Genomic DNA, 17102 nt, shown 5'->3' on the forward strand with positions numbered 1-17102 from the left:
ACTTGGTCCGGAATTACAAATTCGGACCAACGGGCAAAAGCTGGTCCGGGATTACAAATCCGGGCCAACGGGGTTAGATCTCTTCCGTTGGTCGGGATGACATCGATATTTATTACGATGAGAACTTATTAAAAACCTGGCTATAGCAATAATCAGCCATTAACCATTAACAATATATTAATATTAAAAGCTTATATATGCATCAGGCTGTAATTGCCGAGGTTTAAATAAACAAACATGAAATTACTTTTTGGCATCCTATTGCTTTTATCATTGCCTTTAATGCGTACCGATGCTGGCGCAGACAACATCCCTATCAATAAGATCCAGATCATTGGATCGCATAATAGTTATAAGAGGGCAATTGATCCGGCTTTGTACAAGCTAATGTTGGCCCATGACACTAATACATATAAGATAGACTATGAGCATATCCCGCTGGATGACCAACTAAATATGGGTTTACGTAACCTTGAAATTGATATTTATGCCGATACGAAAGGTGGTAAATTTGCTCATCCAAAGGGCCTGGATATTGTTCCCGGTCAGCCGCCGTATGATCCGCAGGGCGAAATGAAAGAGCCCGGCTTTAAGGTGTTCCACATGATAGATTATGATTACCGCAGCAATTGCCCTACGTTTAAAGATTGCCTTACCCAGCTTAAAAACTGGAGCGAGGCGCATCCCGGCCATAACCCGGTATTCATTACACTAGAGCCCAAAGACGACCCCAAAAGTAAAGCCGCCAACGCGCCCGAAACATTTACCCCCGCTCTTTTTGACGAGGCAGATAATAATCTGCTTAAATACCTAGGCAAAAAACATTTAATAACGCCTGACGATGTACGCGGTAAATATGAAACGCTGGAAAGCGCCGTACTTAAAGGCAACTGGCCCACTTTACAACAGGCCCGGGGCAAGTTTATTTTTGTTTTGGATGACCAAAGCCGAAAAAGGGATATGTATATAGCCGGCCATCCGTCATTAAAGGGCCGCGTATTATTTGCCAATGCTGATCCGGGCACACCTGAAGCCGCGATGCTGATCCGCAATGACGCTAAAAGCCCGCTGATACGCGACCTGGTAAAAAAAGGCTATATCATCCGCACCCGCGCCGATGGTGATACCCAACAGGCCCGAGCCAATGACCGGTCGTATTTTGATGCCGCCTGCAAATCCGGCGCACAAATTATCACTACTGATTATTACCTTAAAAGCACCCATTTTAAATCAGACTATGTTGTGTTTTTTGATGGTGGGAATAAGTACTTTAGGGTTAATCCTCTGTTTGGGAATAGTAAGTAATAAGAATATTTCGATTAAACGTTAGTCCCTAATTAATGCCATGGTTATATTTGTTATTTAATCAAATATCACATTTCTAAGCCTCCTTACCAAGCTTAGTTTCATTCTCAGGCTCAATAACCTGCTGGGTTTGTTGCACAGGCAGTTGCTTGTTTACTTTCGCCAACGATACCAATCCTGTAATATTAAGCGCTAATTTTGTCGGCAATTTGTGGATAAGGCATGCGTATATGATTACTATAAAACAAAACTTCTGACCCTTTAGGGCTGGAATGTGCAACGCTATATCTTAAATCATATACTACTCTGTTTTTAAGATCATAAATTTTGTTTATTTCTTCGACATTATCATAGGTCACAATCCAGTGTTTAAGCGTACTCATCTTTATAGCATCTGCAATTAATTGATGGTCGTTGTGACTGTAGAAGCTTGTATAAAGCTGCTTGCCTTGAACATAATAGGGCGGATCAAGGAATATTAATCCTTTAACATCATTGTCGGGAAGGGTTTTTGTAATTAAATCCAAAGCGTCTTGTCTGTAGATGTGTATGTTATCTGCCAGGTTGGCAATTGTATTTATCCGCTTTACGAGATCAACCTTGTTGTAACGCGCATCGATTTTAAAGTTACCTGTTTGATCATTTCCTCCAATGACTCCGGCTTTTATAACTCCTGATCTGTTGGTCCTATTCATAAAGAACGTTGAAAAACCTAAATCCATATGGTCATAATTGTCTTTATCTGATTGTATGGCTCTTTGCTTTCGCCACTCAGTCATAGTTATTGGTGTGTCCCAAATTCGTTTTATAAATTCGTCAGTATCATACAATATAGAATGCCAAAAACTATGGATAGCTTTGTCATAATCGTTTATATGGATTTCGGATACGTAGTCCTCAATAAGAAGCCCAAGGGCTATGCTTGCGCCGCCTGCATAAGGTTCGCAGTAACTACTGCCATCGAGATTATTGTGAAGGATTAAATCCTTCACAAATTGAAAAAGTTTTCTTTTACCACCAGGATAGCGCAAAGGGGAATAATATTTTTTACTGTTTGCCATTTACGGTTTGGGAGATTTATTAATAATCAAATCGATTACAGCAACTATTAATGGTTCTAAAGTTGTAAAATCAGTTCTAAGTTGTACTGCTGAAGTAGAGTAATGTCGAGCAGAATGTTTATTTGCATTTCCCTTATCCGAAATCTCTTTCAAAATGTGCTGGAAATCCTTCTTTTCTGTCCTGTTGTAGCCCATGTTATTGTTACTTAATATTGAGCCGAAATATCCATCAAATGGCGTTCCCTCCAGTCTACCGTGCAATGCGGTTAATGATTCAAAAAAACTCCAAGCACCAATGTAAAGTAATTGCGCATGTTGTACTGCTGACACAACGCATAATGAACGGTAAAGTGAAATTAATTTTGGAGATTTTAACGATGCAAGGCGTTGCGTTATTATATCAGATTGTTCAATGCCATAAACTCTGTCCTTTGTTGCGGCACCAACTACAGATTGTGTGCCGGATCCATTCCCTTGACTGGAAGCGTTTTGTGAATCTGTTGTAGAGCCAGCAGAAGACGCAGAATCGCCAGAATTTGATGAATCGGACGATGAGTTGTCAGACGACCCCGTAGATGACTGACTATCTGTAGTTGAGTTGCTATTGGATGGCGCCTGCGATCTGACATTATCTGGAGAAAGACCAAACTGCTCAACAAAGGCATCGACTGATGCTTTATCGGCATATTTTCCGCTTCGAGATAAACCGATAACTTTATTTTGCATCGCTTCAAGGAAACGAGCCACTTTCTCTACCGCGTCTTTTACGAGCTTCTTATCTGCGGTTGTTTTTATCCGTTGATGCCTGCCGGAAAAGATACTGTTAGAAATAACCCCTTTATCATAAGCAGACCTAAAGATTCTGCGAAAAACCTCATGGGAGTATTCGCTCGAATCTATAAAAACTGACCATTTGGATGTTTTCTTTCTGTTTCAGCCAACAAAGCGATGGCGTACCATTCATTGCCATCTTCAATTTTTTGATCGTAACGAAAACGTGCAGCGCCGTAAGCGCTCCAATTTATCCTGGCTTTGCCCTGTCCAGCTGCATGTCTTTCATATACAGTTTTATATATCAGTTGTTTGTCATCTGAAACTTGAGCGATAATATTTTCCAAATCGACATTGTAAGTCTTTAGCAAAAAATCTGCGTGGTCTTTGACTGTTGTCGATGGGCTAAATTCTTGCGGATTGTTAAGTACTTTTAACGCTGCAAGACGGCGATTTCCATCAAGAACAATATTTTTCTTGCCATCCTTATAGACGAGAAGAAGTTCACCTAAATTATCCTCCGCAATACTCGACATTAGGTTTTTAAAATATGCAGCATTTGCCGAATAGATTTTTACGACGCAACTTTTTTGATCCTCCGCTTCTTTGAAACGGTAATTTCCCTGATCTAATAGCAAATCATCTACTGTGAATTTTTTTACCTCGTTAAAACGCATAAAAATTGGATTAGGCTTTAAGTGTGGGAATATTCTGCTATAATACAATTTTTATTTGTTTATTAAAAACTAATTGATATACAATTAGTTGAGATATATGTATCCGTTTTAGCATTGTTGGAATTATACCCCGCTGTCCGAAGTTTGCAACTTCGGACCCATATGTTTGTAGTCTGCGACTACAGGCGCAATGTTAGTTAAGGCCGCAATAGTCTAAAGACTATTTGCATAGTAGTTCGAAGTTGCAAACTTCTAACAGCGTAAGAAAAAAATATTAAATTAATTCTGAACTGGAAATAAAGAGTTAAATTGTAATATGTATTTTAACATTAAGTAAAAAGAAACATTATGGGAATTAAACCAGGACCAAAAAAAATCGCTGAGTCTACAGGAAAACCAGACAAGCGTCAACGAGATAATAAAGAAACACCAGGTAATACACCTTCACTAAAACCGCACAAACATACAAAGGGGAAATAATTTAAACGGCCAGTGCGTATAGGCCGCGTTAACGATTGTAGCGGATACCTGCCCCCGCGCCTAACGCCTTGTGCGCGTATGAGCGGAAGGCGTGGGCCGAAGGCAACGCCATTATTTGCTTGTCGCTTTGTCAACCCCTCCCTCCGCCCTCCCAAGGGAGGGAATCGCACGGGGCCGTTGCTTTTAAATTACTAAATCATACCTTCTCCAACCTCCTCACTAACCTTGCCACCGTACCTAACGAACTATTGGTTTCGGCGGCTATGGCGCGCAGGCTTTGGCCCTGTTCATGTAGTTGGATCATGCGGTCCTCGGTGGCTTTGCGTTGCTGGTCGGTGTAGTGCAGCAAGTGGCGGCTCTCGGGTTCGCGGCCGCAAATGTCAAAATGCAGAAAGTTGTAAGGCTTTATCATGCGGCAAAGGCAAACACTATCGGCACCGTGCACTAGCGTACCGCTACGCTGTTTTATTTGTTTAAGGTACCGCAAGCTTTTATCGGTCTGGCTTTCGCCAATGGCAAAGGCACTGTCTGTAAAGTTGATGAGCATTTTGCTGCCTTGCAGATCATTACGGCCAATAGGCCTGGCCGGGTTGCGCTTGGGCGTATGTGCCAGCACCAAAATAGACAGGCCGTACTGGTGCTTCATGGCCTGCAGTTTGCTCATGAGCGCTACGGCGCTGGCAGCGGCTTCGGTACTGCTGCGCAGGCAGGTAATGTTATCAATTATCAGGATTTTGGCCCCGCTGGTTATCAATACGTTCTCGATAGCGTTGTTAAGGTAGTCGGCATACGTGGCAAACTTCCGGGCACCATCGGCCTCGGGATTAAACACCAATCGCGTAAAGCCGGGGCCAAACTGGTAGTTGCCATGCAAATCGCTGCTATAGCGTTTTTTAAATTGGGCGGCGCTCAATTCGAAATCAAAATACAGCACTTTCTCAGCGGGTCGGCTGCCGCCAATACCGGGGATGGGTACGCCCCTGCTCAGGCTATCGCCTATTTGAACGGCAAGGATAGATTTGCCTACGTTGGTATCTGCAAACATAATGCATAGCTCGCCCTGGTACCAAAAATCGCCAAAGAGCATGCCCGCATTGGTGTCCTCCGGGGTTTCCAGCCAGTCGGCGGCGGGTTTAATAATGAAGGCATCGCCGCTGTCGGGCGGGCCTTGCAGGTATTTATCAAGCTGTTTGTTTTCTTTGGCCGTTAATTTCCGGTGCGACATGGATCGGATCAGTTCGATCTCGATTGGCCGTTCGAAGGTCGGGTTTTCTCTGTAACTATTCATTTATAAAAGTTTTTATGCAAGATACGAAGCATAAAAACCTAAAATGGTGGCGCTATTTTGTCAGTAGTGGTGGTGGTGAGTTGTGACTGATGAGTGTAGGGCGGTTAAGCCTTTAGCGCGCAAAGCTTGCCCCGCTATGGCCGCGGGGGCCTTGTCACTTTTTGTCTTGATACAAAAAGTAACCAAAAAAATCAAGTCAGGCCGATCGCTGCCACCGCGCAAAGCCAGACTCCCGGCCGCGCGCCCTGACAGGCCTTTGCGCTTCTTTTGCATTATTCAAAACACTGGAATGCTGGGTTTGACCTAAATTTGCCCGAAGCTGCCCGTCTGACGGTTTTAGGTATAAGACAGGATCATTACTAAATTTAAACAGCTCACAATTAAGTTCTTTCATGATTAGAAGAATGTCGGTGTTGTGCAAATTCTGTCAGCAAAAAAGCTTCGGGTGAAAACTGATAAAACAAGTCTGGCCGTGCGGGCGGGAAGGGCATAGCGTCTTTTTGCCATGAGCGTTTAGGCTGAGGGCTGAGGCAAAATTATGCAGCCCGTGGTTTTATCAGTTTTGCCGGACAAAGGCCCTGAGCGCAAAGAAGCCTCTTTGCTGACTTGATTTTTTTGTTACTTTTTTCATCAAGGAAAAAAGTAATGGGGCTCCGCGCCCAAGAGCGAGGCAAGCCAAGCGCGTAAAGGCTGCAAAGTAATAGGATTTACATTTATGGTGACACCATTTTGTCAGAAAATCCCTATGCCAAAACTTACTTAAAAGTCATAAAAAGTGTACCAAACTGTATCATGAAACCAATTTTAAAAAACCAATAGGCTAATTAACAACTAATTACAAAAACAGGTGTACCAAAGTGTATCGCCGGGACACACTCAGTTTGGTACACTTGTTATAATGAAACGCCGCGCTTCCACGGAATGAAATCATCCTGCCCCAACTGTACAGATTTTGGTTGGGCAACGCCGCTGGCTACGTCAATTACATAGTTCAATATACGCTCGCCTACTTGTTCAATAGTTTCGGTACCTTCAACTATGGTGCCGCAGTTAATGTCGATAATATCCGGCATCCGCTCAAAAATGCGCGTATTGGTAGATAGTTTAATAACCGGGGTTATAGGATTACCTGTAGGCGTACCTAACCCTGTAGTAAATAAAACAATGTTAGCGCCCGATCCTACTTCGGCTGTGGTACTTTCTACATCACTGCCTGGGGTGCATAATAAGTTAAGGCCGGGCTTGGTCACTTTCTCCGGGTAATCTAACACCGCTGCCACCGGCGAGTTACCCGCCTTTTTTGCCGCGCCTGCGGATTTAATAGCATCTGTAATTAAACCGTCTTTTATATTGCCGGGGGATGGGTTAGCATAAAAGCCTGAACCATCTGCCTCGGCACGCGCGTTATAGGTGCGCATTAAGTGCATAAACTTTTGAGCGGTATCAACATCAACACAACGGTCGCTCATTTCTTGTTCCACACCACATAGTTCCGGAAACTCGGCCAGGATAACACTACCTCCCAGGCTAACCAATACATCAGACACATAACCCAAAGCCGGATTAGCCGATATACCAGAGAAACCATCAGACCCGCCGCACTCCAAACCGATACATAGTTTTGATATAGGGGCCGGTTTCCTTTCCAGTTTATTAGCATCGATCAGGCCGGCAAAAGTTTGCTTTAACGCCTCTTGCATCAAAGTACTTTCCTTGCCTATCTTTTGCTGTTCCAGCATGATCAGCGGTTTGTTGAAGTTAGGGTCGCGTTTCTTAATTTCTGTTTCCAGGATGCTTGCCTGCGCGTGCTGGCAACCCAAGCTTAGTACGGTAGCCCCGGCAACGTTTGGATGGGTGATATAACCGGCCAACAATCCGCATAGCGCGTCAGTGTCAGATCGGGTGCCACCGCAACCCATATCGTGTGTTAAAAACTTAATGCCATCAATATTTTCGAACAGCTTCTTAGATCGTTTCTCTGCCGATTCCATTTGCAGGTCGGCATTTAGAATAGACTCTACCGAGTTGCCTGTTTGGTAAAGATTGATCAGGCTATCTACCTCATTCTCATAGTTCTTGGCTTTTCTAAAACCCAGCTTTTCAACCAAAGCGTCCTTTAAAACCATTATATTTCTATTCTCGCAAAACACCAACGGAATAACCAACCAATAATTAGCCGTACCTACCGATCCATCCTCACGGTGATAGCCGAGGAATGTTCTTTGCGCAAATTTATCAACCTGTGGTTTGTGCCAGTTTAGCTTGCGCTCGCCCAACTTAAAATCGCTGGCGGCATGGTGTATGTTATCAACAGTGATTGCGGTGCCTTTAGCTATAGGCTGATTGGTTTTGCCTACCAATACGCCGTACATATAAATTTCCTGGTCGAGAGCCAGCTCGGTTATGGTAAACTTATGCTTGGCGGCAACGTCTGTAAGCAACGTGATATTATCGCCATTAAACGGCACAACGGTTCCCTTGGCTATATCCTGTAAAGCAACCAGCACATTATCATGCGGGTGTATCTGTAAAAAAGTATGTATACTATCTGTCATTGTATTGGTGAGCAATTATATAAGCGTTATAACGCGTCGACTAAATTAGCTAATCTTTTGCGCCAAACAATAAATCTGTTGGGCTATAAATTACTATAAGTGCGCAATCGTTTTCGGTACTATTTTTTCCGGCGATCAGTTTTTGTGATTGGCCTGTTCTTCCTCATTTTTGGTTATCAGCCGTTCCTTTTTAATATCCACTTTTATGAGTGCAAAGAGGCTCATATATATATTGGCTACCCAAACAATGGCGAAACCGGCTAATAAGTACCCGCGCCAATCGTCCATTAATAACTTGTAGCCAGTTAGGACGAGGATGAACACGGTTACATAATGGCTAAAGCAATATTCGCAGGTAAACAGGTAGAAGAACTTGCGGCCCAACAGTGTTTTCCTATAGGTGCTTTGTTTGATGCAATATTCGCGCGGCTCTTTAAATACCTCCTCGTGCGTAACCGTCCAGGCTATGCAGGCAACAGGGATAGCTACTAAAAAAAGCCAGGCAACCTGGGTAGATAACGGCATCATAGATACAATTACAATCAGGATAGCATAAGGTTTTAATAGAGGCTAATGGTCACCAAAAAGACTTTGGAAAATGCAGGATGATAAAGAACGATATGGCGATTACTCACCCGGTCTTTGCTTCGCTCGACCACCCTCTCTTCGCCTTCGGCGGAAAGAGGGTTATTTTATTTTTCTATTATTCCCAACCCTCTTTCCCGCTTGCGGAAGAAAGGGTCGACAAGCGTAGCGATGTCGGGGTGAGTCAACGACGCGTGGTTCCCGCTTTAATTCAATGTCAACTCCACCACCGGAATCTCAAACAACGGCTTTTTGGCCGGAAGCTTCACTTCCAGGTCATCGCCGTTAGGCTTATATAAAACTTCCGAATGATCATTTAAGAACTGGGCATATTTAATTTTGCCATTGTAACCCGGCAAAGTCAGCTTTCCGTTTTCGGGATATTTGTACAGGAATACATATAACCTGTTTGTTGCTTTGTTATAGCTCAGCTTGGTATCCTCGGGTACTTTGTAGGTATCCGGGGCGTAGGTACAATTATAAATAGCGGTGTTGTTGGCGTGCATCCAGTGGCTTAAACTATCCAACGCGTTGGTAGCACGGTAATCAAACTCGCCACGTGCAGTTGGTCCAACATTCAGTATTAAATTACCGCCGTTGCTTACTGATGTAATTAACAGGTCAAGCAGTTGGCGGTGTGTTTTCCAGGTATTTTCATCGCGATAATATCCCCATGAGCCTGAAAAAGTTTGGCAGGTTTCCCAGGTACGGCCGCGGTATTTTGCCAGCTCTTTAGTGCTCACTTGTTCCGGTGTTTCAAAGTCGGCACCGTCTTTATATTCTTCCAGGTTAAGGCGATTATCTACAATAATGCCGGGCTGTAGTTTACGTATCAGCTTTAATAACTCAACCGATCCCCACTCATCCTTGCCTTTGCCATGACCATCTTTACGCGGGAACGAAAAGTCCAACCATATAATATCTATTTTACCGTAGTTGGTTAACAGCTCGGTAATTTGGTTACGCATATACTGGCGGTATTTAGCCATATCACGTTTCTTATTTAACTCGGCGTATGATGCATCGCTTTTATCTTTTGGCGATTGAGGGTGTATCTCGTCAATGGTATAATCAGGATGGTGCCAGTCTAACAACGAATAGTAAAAGCCAACCTTCAAACCCTGTCCGCGAAAAGCATTTACATATTCACGCACCAAGTCGCGTTTGGCTTTAGTGTTCGGCGCTTTATAATCGGTGTATTTTGAATCGAACAAGCAAAAACCCTCATGGTGCTTGGTGGTTAGCACGGCGTATTTCATACCGGCATCTTTAGCTTGTTTTGCCCATTTTTCGGGCTGAAAAAGATCAGGGTTAAACTGATCGAAATATTTTTGGTAACCGGCATTGTCAATCTTCTCATTATGCTTTACCCACTCATGCCTTGCAGCGCCCGAGTACAAGCCCCAGTGAATAAACATACCGAAACGGCTGTCTTTCCACCATTCCATACGTTTTTCTTTTTGGGCATCGGTTTCGGTGCCTATCATTTTTTGTGCAAAAACAGGCGACAGGCTTATCAGCGTAAGCAACAGCAGTAATTGTAGTTTTTTAATGATCATAATAAATGGGTTTATATGTTCAATGTTTCGGTATGAGCCACGTGGGCAATACCATTCATAAATAATTGGTTATACAAATAAAGTATTTTTTGGTGCTATAAAACTTTGCTTAATCAGCTATTTATTAAGCAATATTGTAAATATTCTATTTAAATAGAATAATCAATGCATATTAGGTTGAACTTTTTTACTTTAGCACAAAAATAAATCCAATGAAACTCCAGCTGTTAAAAGTATCAAAAGATCAGATAAGCTCTTTTAGCGCCCGGCAAGACACTACACCCAATACCAATAACCGGTGGCATTACCACCCGGAGATTGAACTGGTTTATTTTAAAAAAGGCCAGGGCACGCAATTTATTGGCGATAGCATAAGTCCGTTTTTGCCAGGTGATGTGGTGCTGGTAGGTGCCGATACACCACATTACTGGCAATTTGATTTGAGTGGCGAGAACGTACAGGATGGATTAAGCGCCGATGTAAGCGTTATACATTTTAATGAACTTTTTTGGGGTGAGACATTTCTGAAACTGCCCGAAAATAAAATAATAGGCAACATTTTTGAAAAATCAAAAAGGGGCATATCGCTGTCAAAATCATCCGGCAGGAAAATTGGGCCGCTGATTGAAAAAATTGTAACTGCCGAAGGTTGCCGAAAGATAATCCTGCTGCTGGAGGTGTTATTAGCTATCGGCGAGTGTAAAGAAAGCAAACTACTGGCATCCATAGGTTTCCGCAATAATTTCCAGGAGGAAGAGAAGGACCGTATAAACGCCATATACAACTACTCCATCAACAATTTTAAAAAGAATATCAGCCTAAAAGAGATATCAACCGTGGCTAATATCAGCCCCAACTCTTTTTGCAAATTTTTCAAATCACGGAGCCGTAAAACTTACTCGCAGTTTATTCGCGAGATAAGGATTGGCCATGCCTGTAAATTGCTAATAGACGATAAACTGGCTATCAAAGAGATCTGCTATGAAAGCGGCTTTAATAACTTCACCAGCTTCCACAAACATTTTAAAATGATAAAGGGCAAGACGCCGCTGGGGTATCAGAAAAGTTTTGTGAGGGATAGTTTATAGGGCGGCAAAACCAAAAGTGAGTCAACGGCGCACGGTTAAATATTTAATCGCCTCTCCCGCCACCACCTGCCCAGATATAATTGCAGGCGGCACGCCCGGCCCCGGCACCGTTAACTGCCCGGTATATAGCAAATTTTTAATATGCTTATTGCGCATGGCCGGTTTAAAAAAGGCGGTTTGACTAAGCGTATTTGCCAGGCCGTAAGCATTACCTTTAAACGAATGATAATCGGCCTTAAAATCATTTAGCGCATAGCTTCTTTTTACTATAATATTATGGCGGATGCTTTGGCCGGTAATAGTTTCAAAACGGGTTAGCATCAGTTCAGAATATTGTTCGCGTATGGCATCATTATCTTCTAATCCGGGTGCAACAGGCATCAAAAAAAATAAATTTTCGCAATCATTGGGCGCTACGCTGGTGTCTGTTAGTGATGGACAGCAAACATAAAACAACGGCTTATCCGGCCATTTTGGGCTGGTGTAAATATCTTTGGCGTGCTGCTCAAAATCCTCATCAAAAAACAGGTTATGGTGCTGTATATCCTCCATCTTTTTATTGATACCGATATAAAACAACAGACTTGACGGCGACATTACCCGGCTATCCCAATATTTTTTGGTGTAGTTGCGATGGGGCTCATCCAACAAGTGTTGATCCACGTACTGATAATCGGCACCGGCAATTACCAGGTCGGCTTGCAGGTTGCCTTTAGTGGTTTGCAGGTTGTTAACTAGTTTATTGGTTACATCAATTTTGATGACCTCGGTATCCAGCTTAATTTCTACGCCCAAACTTTCGGCAAGATTTACCATCGCCTTAACAATTTGGTTCATGCCGCCCATGGGGTACCAGGTGCCTAAAACCAGGTCGGCATAGTTCATCATGCTGTACATGGCGGGTGTATCTTGCGGCGTAGCGCCTAAAAACAGTACCGGGAACTCCAGTAATTGCCTCAATTTAGGGTTTTTAAAATAGCGGTGAACATGCTTGCGCATACTGCCCAGCAGCTGCATATTCAGGCTTTTTTTGATGAGATTAAAATCGATAAACTCTGTAATGTTATGCGATGGACGGAAAACATATTCGCCCATGCCTACTTTGTATTTATATTCGGCTTGTTTTAAAAACTCATCCAGTTTTTTACTACTGCCGGGTTCAATCAGATCAAAGACTTTGGAGAGTTCGAGTCTCTCTTCGGGCACATCTACCAAGTCATCTTTACCATAATAAATGCGATAACCGGGGTCAAGCCTTTTCAATTCATAAAAGTCGGACGGTTTTTTACCGAATAGCGCGAAAAAATTTTCAAAAACATCAGGCATCCAATACCAGCTTGGGCCCATATCAAACTTAAAGCCATCCTGCTGCCATACTGCTGCCCTGCCGCCCGGTTGTTTATTTTTTTCGAGGATGGTAACCTTAAACCCCGCTTTAGCCAACACACACGCCGCCGATAAACCGGCAAAGCCGCTGCCAATTACAACTACACTTTTTTTACTATTCATTATGAGCCAACTAAATTAAACAAATGTTTGGGGCGTTAAACAAATTATAGGTGCTAAACCAGGCATTATATGCCCTTGTGAGGTGTTATAAGGTGTAGTTAGGTTTCTAAACACCTACACTACCTTTCTTACCCATACATTAAAACTTAATTAAGTAAGAAGTATATTTGGTGGCGATGACCGATCTGCCCGTATATACCAAATCACAACTAGCCCTGCGCAACGGGCAGGATAAGCCCGAAGTATGGATAGCTTATAAAGGCCTGATCTATGATGTTACACGCAGCCGCCTTTGGAGCAACGGTAAACACTACGAACACTGGGCCGGTCAGGATCTCACCCATGAGCTTGGCGATGCCCCGCATGATGAATGGGTGTTCCAGAATTTTGATGCGATAGGGAGATTGGGGTAGTATTTTATAGTTCTAAACGGCTGTATGCTATCATTGAGCATCCACCCGCTCTTGGCCGCTGAGGCCATTACTTTTTCCTTGATGAAAAAGCAACAAAAAATCAAGTCAGACGATAGGCTTCTTTGCGCGCAAGCCTTTGCCCGGCAAATCAGTCAGAATCACGGGCTGCAATATTTTTGCCCTGCTTCGCTCGCACTATACCTGCGCTTCAGCAAGAAGTTGCTATGCCCTTCCCACCTCTTATGGCCGACTTATTCTTCCTGCTTTCATCCGAAGCTTTTCGTCTGACGATTGGAGATAAAACCAAGATCTCGGTATTTGTGGGCAATCAAAAAAGAAGCGGTGGCCTGTCAGCACGCGCGGCCGGGAGTCTGGCCCGTGCGGTGGCAGCGATCGGGCTGACTTGATTTTTTGGTTACTTTTGTATCAAGACAAAAGTAACAGCCTACCCGCGGCAATTGAGCGGGACGATACTAAATGATATCATACAAGGTGGTTAGAACTTAGTAATAACCAAATCTTACCCACCCACCCAACGTTTTTCATTTTTAATGCGATGACACAATAAAATAGATTGCTAAACACATTAAAAAATAAAAACATGAAAAACTTAACTTATGTATCATTCGCACTTTTCCTGATTGTGCTCGTTGCAGCGGGATGCGAAAAAACACAACTGAATACAATAACATCAGATTACAAACTTACTGCCTCAAAAACTACTTTAAGAATAGGTGATTTTGATACCTTAACTATAGCAGGCGCAGAAAACCAAACTGTAAAATGGACCGGGCACAATAACATTACCGATAGTATTATACAACAACAAGGCAATAAGTTAATTATTAAATGGTATACACGGGGGACATATCAAATAAGCGCCAGTATTAATGGCGGTGCCCCAATTACCATACCTATTACAGTAACGTTTTACTATCCTACTTACACTACACTGCCTATTACAAATGAAAACGTTATTGTAACCCCACATTATTACAAAAGCCCTACCAGCGATAGTACTTATTTTACACTGTCGGCCCAATTCACTAAAGTATTTCCATGTGGCAATAGTTTTATAGAAGCCAGTTCATCACAGACAAATAATAATTTTATTATAAACTTTACCGACATTAAACAACCAAACGGTATTGACTGCAGTATAGTTAATACTCCAATCATATATAAGTTATTTTATTTTTACAATAAGCCTGCAATGCCGTACCACTTCGGCACTACCTATCCCCTAACCATTATTACAGGCAGCAAAACTTACACAGGGGTTATTACCCTTAACCCAACTTATATGGATATAGTTTGGAATTATGATACCGGCGTAACCATGTCATCAAAACATATCACACTTTAGTTCAATAAAAATTAAATACGGGAGATCGGTTCTGTAAAACGTGGCCAATCTCCTGTATATTTAAAAATATTTTTATTTCGACCCAACGTTTCATCATCTGTTTGCGAAGAGTACTGTTGAAAAGCATTTCAGGATGAATTTTTTGAATGAATCTATCTAAAAACCAAACCGAGGAATTGGTAAAAGGCTGCATAAATAACTCGCGCACGGCACAAGAGGCCCTGTATAAGCTATTCTATGCCGATATGTTACGGGTTTGCCATAGCTATTTGCCTGATAAAGAACTGGCAAAAGAGGCTTTTAACAGTGGATTTTTAAAAGTATTTCAATCCATCAAAAACTTTGATATACAAAAGGGCGAACTGGGGGGCTGGATACGAAAGATCATGATATTTACCACCATTGATCTTTGCCGTAAGGAACTAAAATTTACCTCGCTAACAATACATGAGCAGAACCAGGATGATGTTTTCATATCGCCATCCATCTTAGAGAAATTATATTTTGAAGATATTTTATCCAATATCAGGCTGCTGCCTTATGCTACCCAAACCGTATTTAATCTGTATGAAATGGATGGTTTTAGCCATAAAGAGATAGCTGAGCAGCTGAACATAAGTGAGGGTACCTCGCGCTGGCATTTGGCCGAAGCTAAAAGAAAATTAAGGGAATTGCTTGAACCATCGCAATCAAGCAACCAAAGAACAGAAAGGAGTGTTAGGGCAAAATGAGTAATCAGGATCAATACCTCAAGCTTTGGCAGCAAAAACGCGATGATTTGCATATAGATATGGATATGCAAAGTGATTGGGCAGAAATGCACCAGTTATTAGAAGTACAAATGCCTGTTAATAGTCAGGCGGTTAGTACTCCGTCATTGTTTAATGCATCATTATTACATATTGCTAAGGTTAAATTACTTTACGCACTGGCTGCGTTATTAGCGGCAGGTATATTAACTTATTTTGTACTTCATCATCGCGCAGCAATAAAAAACAGTAAGCCTGATAGGTCTGAAATAAAAAAAGGAAGCATACCAAATCCTTCAGGTGGTTCTATTTTATATAATGGGGATGCAGGTAAAGCATCTTCGATCAATACGACAATCAATAAAGCAACTGCGGATATTAATAATGGTGTTGGTAGTGAAGCCGGGAAAGCCGTAAATAGCAAAGCGGACAAAACAAATAAATCAGCCACAAGCAATACGGCAACTATGTCGGGTAGTACTATAGGAATAACGTCTGGTGCTGCCAAATCATCAAAATCGGGTAATAATAGTAGTAGTGTTTTACCTGGAATAAATAGTACTACTAGCAAAGCTGCCAAATCCGGCTTAATTAATAAAATCGCTTTATCATCAATTATCAGGTCAAATCATAATTCGCGCTTGGCTGGTAATGGTTCTAATTTATCAAGATCATCACATCGCAATAATGGCCGGTATAGTAACAGTACTGCAAGTTTTAATAACTCCATTTCAAGAGTTAACAGAGATCATGTACTAGGGGGTACAAGTAAAACCAGGTTTAGCGGGTTAAGTACCGGCCAACCCGCCACTGGTTTACCTGATTATAGTAAACGACCGGCAAATACTCCTATGCTTCAAGCGTGGCCGCCTCAATTAATTCTTAATTGGGATGCTAACGTTTTAACCGGTAGTAATGCCAGATCAAATGTAACCAACAAAGCATTTGTTGATCCGGCCAATGCAAGGGCGCTTATAGCTGTAAAAACAAAAGACAGATCCGCATTGGCATTACCGTTAGATTGGGGGATCTTAGCAGGAATAAACTCGCCGGGCAGCTTTACGCCAGCGAATAAAAACAATACCAACGGCGTACCTTTTGATGCATATGCAGGCCTATTTGCAACCTATAACTTAAACAACAAGTGGGCCATTAATTTACAAACAAGGCTACCAACCCCGCACCCGGTAAGCGGCATTTACTCGCACACTGAAGAAGGCAAAGCAGATACGGGGAAAACGTTTCAAACAGTCAATTCAAAAATAACCGACTCAAGGAAAATGTATACGGCTGATATCGCTTTGCACCTGTTGTATAATGTAACCCCTACTATCGGCGTAAAAGCTGGCCCGGTATTGACCCTACCTTTAAAACAGGCAAACGGGGTAAGCAGTGTTTCAACATCCGGTAGCCCTAAAGACTCGGCCGCTTATTATACTAAACTAACCGAAGCCATAAACAGTACTAATATTGAGAAAAAGATCCGTTATGCTATATCCGGTGGGGTTAGCCTTAGCTATAAACGGTTATTATTGGATGCCACCTACTATCATAGCTTTCAAACGCAAAAAGTAAGTTCTTCTTTAGGCAACTATACATCAAACACCAATAGCCTGCAAATAACAATTGGGTTTAGGCTCAATAAAAAACCATAATACCTAAACCTATCAAAACTAAGGAAAGGCGGAATATTATT

General features: G+C 42.3%; 16 protein-coding genes. 8 read left to right on the top strand and 8 right to left on the bottom strand.

All coding sequences use genetic code 11. The features are described from left to right. Positions 1–237: 237 nt before the first annotated feature. Positions 238–1305, top strand: coding sequence for a phosphatidylinositol-specific phospholipase C1-like protein (locus JWQ34_RS07575; RefSeq protein WP_299356094.1), 1068 nt, complete (start codon positions 238–240; stop codon positions 1303–1305). A gap of 185 nt (positions 1306–1490) precedes the next feature. On the opposite strand, the gene JWQ34_RS07580 is transcribed toward JWQ34_RS07575, so the two are convergent. The 3 genes from JWQ34_RS07580 to JWQ34_RS07590 form a co-directional block, all read right to left on the bottom strand. Next, a complete protein-coding gene (locus tag JWQ34_RS07580) occupies positions 1491–2366 on the bottom strand; it encodes a DNA adenine methylase (protein WP_299356097.1) in 876 nt (291 codons plus the stop codon). Then, positions 2367–3092, bottom strand: coding sequence for a hypothetical protein (locus JWQ34_RS07585; RefSeq protein WP_299356099.1), 726 nt, complete (start codon positions 3090–3092; stop codon positions 2367–2369). Positions 3093–3262: 170 nt separating this feature from the next. After that, positions 3263–3814: a hypothetical protein gene (locus JWQ34_RS07590; RefSeq protein WP_299356100.1), complete on the bottom strand. Its 552-nt coding sequence runs from the start codon at positions 3812–3814 to the stop codon at positions 3263–3265. Between the two features lie 348 nt (positions 3815–4162). Here JWQ34_RS07590 and JWQ34_RS07595 point away from each other — a divergent pair, with 348 nt between their 5' ends. Next, a complete protein-coding gene (locus tag JWQ34_RS07595; protein ID WP_257722239.1) occupies positions 4163–4294 on the top strand; it encodes a hypothetical protein in 132 nt (43 codons plus the stop codon). 196 nt (positions 4295–4490) lie between these two features. Here JWQ34_RS07595 and JWQ34_RS07600 read toward each other — a convergent pair whose 3' ends face one another. From JWQ34_RS07600 to JWQ34_RS07615, 4 genes are all read right to left on the bottom strand, one after another. After that, positions 4491–5582: an AAA family ATPase gene (locus JWQ34_RS07600; RefSeq protein ID WP_299356104.1), complete on the bottom strand. Its 1092-nt coding sequence runs from the start codon at positions 5580–5582 to the stop codon at positions 4491–4493. Positions 5583–6475: 893 nt separating this feature from the next. Further along, a complete protein-coding gene (locus JWQ34_RS07605) occupies positions 6476–8137 on the bottom strand; it encodes an altronate dehydratase family protein (RefSeq protein ID WP_299356106.1) in 1662 nt (553 codons plus the stop codon). Positions 8138–8272: 135 nt separating this feature from the next. Further along, positions 8273–8665, bottom strand: coding sequence for a hypothetical protein (locus tag JWQ34_RS07610; protein WP_299356108.1), 393 nt, complete (start codon positions 8663–8665; stop codon positions 8273–8275). A gap of 263 nt (positions 8666–8928) precedes the next feature. Continuing rightward, positions 8929–10281, bottom strand: coding sequence for an alpha-L-fucosidase (locus tag JWQ34_RS07615; RefSeq protein ID WP_299356110.1), 1353 nt, complete (start codon positions 10279–10281; stop codon positions 8929–8931). 212 nt (positions 10282–10493) lie between these two features. Between JWQ34_RS07615 and JWQ34_RS07620 the strand changes: the two genes are divergently transcribed. After that, positions 10494–11369: an AraC family transcriptional regulator gene (locus JWQ34_RS07620; RefSeq protein ID WP_299356113.1), complete on the top strand. Its 876-nt coding sequence runs from the start codon at positions 10494–10496 to the stop codon at positions 11367–11369. A 21-nt stretch (positions 11370–11390) separates the two neighbouring features. Here JWQ34_RS07620 and JWQ34_RS07625 read toward each other — a convergent pair whose 3' ends face one another. After that, complete coding sequence (locus JWQ34_RS07625) at positions 11391–12878, bottom strand: phytoene desaturase family protein (RefSeq protein ID WP_299356115.1); 1488 nt, start codon at positions 12876–12878, stop codon at positions 11391–11393. Positions 12879–13054: 176 nt separating this feature from the next. Between JWQ34_RS07625 and JWQ34_RS07630 the strand changes: the two genes are divergently transcribed. The 5 genes from JWQ34_RS07630 (at position 13055) to JWQ34_RS07650 (ending at position 17061) form a co-directional block, all read left to right on the top strand. Continuing rightward, complete coding sequence (locus JWQ34_RS07630) at positions 13055–13291, top strand: cytochrome b5 domain-containing protein (protein ID WP_299356117.1); 237 nt, start codon at positions 13055–13057, stop codon at positions 13289–13291. Between the two features lie 242 nt (positions 13292–13533). Beyond that, positions 13534–13698 (top strand): hypothetical protein, encoded by a 165-nt coding sequence (locus JWQ34_RS07635; protein WP_299356119.1) that lies wholly within the window; start codon positions 13534–13536, stop codon positions 13696–13698. 194 nt (positions 13699–13892) lie between these two features. Further along, positions 13893–14657, top strand: a complete 765-nt coding sequence (locus JWQ34_RS07640) for a hypothetical protein (RefSeq protein WP_299356121.1) — start codon at positions 13893–13895, stop codon at positions 14655–14657. A gap of 146 nt (positions 14658–14803) precedes the next feature. Further along, positions 14804–15388 (top strand): sigma-70 family RNA polymerase sigma factor, encoded by a 585-nt coding sequence (locus JWQ34_RS07645; RefSeq protein ID WP_299356123.1) that lies wholly within the window; start codon positions 14804–14806, stop codon positions 15386–15388. Then, positions 15385–17061, top strand: a complete 1677-nt coding sequence (locus JWQ34_RS07650) for an outer membrane beta-barrel protein (protein WP_299356125.1) — start codon at positions 15385–15387, stop codon at positions 17059–17061. The genes JWQ34_RS07645 and JWQ34_RS07650 overlap by 4 nt, the downstream gene beginning before the upstream one ends. The last annotated feature ends 41 nt before the right edge of the window (positions 17062–17102 follow it).

The organism is Mucilaginibacter sp. (genome assembly GCF_028288185.1).
GTDB lineage: Bacteria > Bacteroidota > Bacteroidia > Sphingobacteriales > Sphingobacteriaceae > Mucilaginibacter.

Excerpts from the sequence above, each read along its gene's own strand:
- JWQ34_RS07575 (WP_299356094.1), top strand. The coding sequence starts at position 238 with ATGAAATTACTTTTTGGCATCCTATTGCTTTTATCATTGCCTTTAATG.
- JWQ34_RS07600 (WP_299356104.1), bottom strand. The coding sequence starts at position 5,582 with ATGAATAGTTACAGAGAAAACCCGACCTTCGAACGGCCAATCGAGATC.
- JWQ34_RS07650 (WP_299356125.1), top strand. The coding sequence starts at position 15,385 with ATGAGTAATCAGGATCAATACCTCAAGCTTTGGCAGCAAAAACGCGAT.
- JWQ34_RS07615 (WP_299356110.1), bottom strand. The coding sequence starts at position 10,281 with ATGATCATTAAAAAACTACAATTACTGCTGTTGCTTACGCTGATAAGC.
- JWQ34_RS07605 (WP_299356106.1), bottom strand. The coding sequence starts at position 8,137 with ATGACAGATAGTATACATACTTTTTTACAGATACACCCGCATGATAAT.
- JWQ34_RS07645 (WP_299356123.1), top strand. The coding sequence starts at position 14,804 with ATGAATCTATCTAAAAACCAAACCGAGGAATTGGTAAAAGGCTGCATA.
- JWQ34_RS07590 (WP_299356100.1), bottom strand. The coding sequence starts at position 3,814 with ATGCGTTTTAACGAGGTAAAAAAATTCACAGTAGATGATTTGCTATTA.
- JWQ34_RS07580 (WP_299356097.1), bottom strand. The coding sequence starts at position 2,366 with ATGGCAAACAGTAAAAAATATTATTCCCCTTTGCGCTATCCTGGTGGT.
- JWQ34_RS07640 (WP_299356121.1), top strand. The coding sequence starts at position 13,893 with ATGAAAAACTTAACTTATGTATCATTCGCACTTTTCCTGATTGTGCTC.
- JWQ34_RS07635 (WP_299356119.1), top strand. The coding sequence starts at position 13,534 with ATGGCCGACTTATTCTTCCTGCTTTCATCCGAAGCTTTTCGTCTGACG.
- JWQ34_RS07620 (WP_299356113.1), top strand. The coding sequence starts at position 10,494 with ATGAAACTCCAGCTGTTAAAAGTATCAAAAGATCAGATAAGCTCTTTT.
- JWQ34_RS07630 (WP_299356117.1), top strand. The coding sequence starts at position 13,055 with ATGACCGATCTGCCCGTATATACCAAATCACAACTAGCCCTGCGCAAC.
- JWQ34_RS07625 (WP_299356115.1), bottom strand. The coding sequence starts at position 12,878 with ATGAATAGTAAAAAAAGTGTAGTTGTAATTGGCAGCGGCTTTGCCGGT.
- JWQ34_RS07610 (WP_299356108.1), bottom strand. The coding sequence starts at position 8,665 with ATGATGCCGTTATCTACCCAGGTTGCCTGGCTTTTTTTAGTAGCTATC.
- JWQ34_RS07595 (WP_257722239.1), top strand. The coding sequence starts at position 4,163 with ATGGGAATTAAACCAGGACCAAAAAAAATCGCTGAGTCTACAGGAAAA.
- JWQ34_RS07585 (WP_299356099.1), bottom strand. The coding sequence starts at position 3,092 with ATGCAAAATAAAGTTATCGGTTTATCTCGAAGCGGAAAATATGCCGAT.